Here is a 2,071-nt window from a genome sequence, read left to right on the forward strand (position 1 = left end):
CTCTGCAGGCATGCAAGCTTGGCGTAATCATGGTCATAGCTGTTTCCTGTGTGAAATTGTTATCCGCTCACAATTCCACACAACATACGAGCCGGAAGCATAAAGTGTAAAGCCTGGGGTGCCTAATGAGTGAGCTAACTCACATTAATTGCGTTGCGCTCACTGCCCGCTTTCCAGTCGGGAAACCTGTCGTGCCAGCTGCATTAATGAATCGGCCAACGCGCGGGGAGAGGCGGTTTGCGTATTGGGCGCTCTTCCGCTTCCTCGCTCACTGACTCGCTGCGCTCGGTCGTTCGGCTGCGGCGAGCGGTATCAGCTCACTCAAAGGCGGTAATACGGTTATCCACAGAATCAGGGGATAACGCAGGAAAGAACATGTGAGCAAAAGGCCAGCAAAAGGCCAGGAACCGTAAAAAGGCCGCGTTGCTGGCGTTTTTCCATAGGCTCCGCCCCCCTGACGAGCATCACAAAAATCGACGCTCAAGTCAGAGGTGGCGAAACCCGACAGGACTATAAAGATACCAGGCGTTTCCCCCTGGAAGCTCCCTCGTGCGCTCTCCTGTTCCGACCCTGCCGCTTACCGGATACCTGTCCGCCTTTCTCCCTTCGGGAAGCGTGGCGCTTTCTCATAGCTCACGCTGTAGGTATCTCAGTTCGGTGTAGGTCGTTCGCTCCAAGCTGGGCTGTGTGCACGAACCCCCCGTTCAGCCCGACCGCTGCGCCTTATCCGGTAACTATCGTCTTGAGTCCAACCCGGTAAGACACGACTTATCGCCACTGGCAGCAGCCACTGGTAACAGGATTAGCAGAGCGAGGTATGTAGGCGGTGCTACAGAGTTCTTGAAGTGGTGGCCTAACTACGGCTACACTAGAAGAACAGTATTTGGTATCTGCGCTCTGCTGAAGCCAGTTACCTTCGGAAAAAGAGTTGGTAGCTCTTGATCCGGCAAACAAACCACCGCTGGTAGCGGTGGTTTTTTTGTTTGCAAGCAGCAGATTACGCGCAGAAAAAAAGGATCTCAAGAAGATCCTTTGATCTTTTCTACGGGGTCTGACGCTCAGTGGAACGAAAACTCACGTTAAGGGATTTTGGTCATGAGATTATCAAAAAGGATCTTCACCTAGATCCTTTTAAATTAAAAATGAAGTTTTAAATCAATCTAAAGTATATATGAGTAAACTTGGTCTGACAGTTACCAATGCTTAATCAGTGAGGCACCTATCTCAGCGATCTGTCTATTTCGTTCATCCATAGTTGCCTGACTCCCCGTCGTGTAGATAACTACGATACGGGAGGGCTTACCATCTGGCCCCAGTGCTGCAATGATACCGCGAGACCCACGCTCACCGGCTCCAGATTTATCAGCAATAAACCAGCCAGCCGGAAGGGCCGAGCGCAGAAGTGGTCCTGCAACTTTATCCGCCTCCATCCAGTCTATTAATTGTTGCCGGGAAGCTAGAGTAAGTAGTTCGCCAGTTAATAGTTTGCGCAACGTTGTTGCCATTGCTACAGGCATCGTGGTGTCACGCTCGTCGTTTGGTATGGCTTCATTCAGCTCCGGTTCCCAACGATCAAGGCGAGTTACATGATCCCCCATGTTGTGCAAAAAAGCGGTTAGCTCCTTCGGTCCTCCGATCGTTGTCAGAAGTAAGTTGGCCGCAGTGTTATCACTCATGGTTATGGCAGCACTGCATAATTCTCTTACTGTCATGCCATCCGTAAGATGCTTTTCTGTGACTGGTGAGTACTCAACCAAGTCATTCTGAGAATAGTGTATGCGGCGACCGAGTTGCTCTTGCCCGGCGTCAATACGGGATAATACCGCGCCACATAGCAGAACTTTAAAAGTGCTCATCATTGGAAAACGTTCTTCGGGGCGAAAACTCTCAAGGATCTTACCGCTGTTGAGATCCAGTTCGATGTAACCCACTCGTGCACCCAACTGATCTTCAGCATCTTTTACTTTCACCAGCGTTTCTGGGTGAGCAAAAACAGGAAGGCAAAATGCCGCAAAAAAGGGAATAAGGGCGACACGGAAATGTTGAATACTCATACTCTTCCTTTTTCAAT

At 50.2% G+C, this 2,071-nt stretch carries 1 protein-coding gene; it reads right to left on the minus strand.

Annotated features, from left to right (window positions below; all coding sequences use genetic code 11):
• Positions 1 to 1,193: 1,193 nt before the first annotated feature.
• Positions 1,194 to 2,054, minus strand: a complete 861-nt coding sequence (locus tag AMK27_RS41000; protein ID WP_000027050.1) for a broad-spectrum class A beta-lactamase TEM-116 — start codon at positions 2,052 to 2,054, stop codon at positions 1,194 to 1,196.
• Positions 2,055 to 2,071: the final 17 nt, after the last annotated feature.

Origin of the sequence: Streptomyces sp. CB02009 (assembly GCF_001905825.1) — a bacterium.
In the GTDB taxonomy this organism is placed as follows: domain Bacteria; phylum Actinomycetota; class Actinomycetes; order Streptomycetales; family Streptomycetaceae; genus Streptomyces.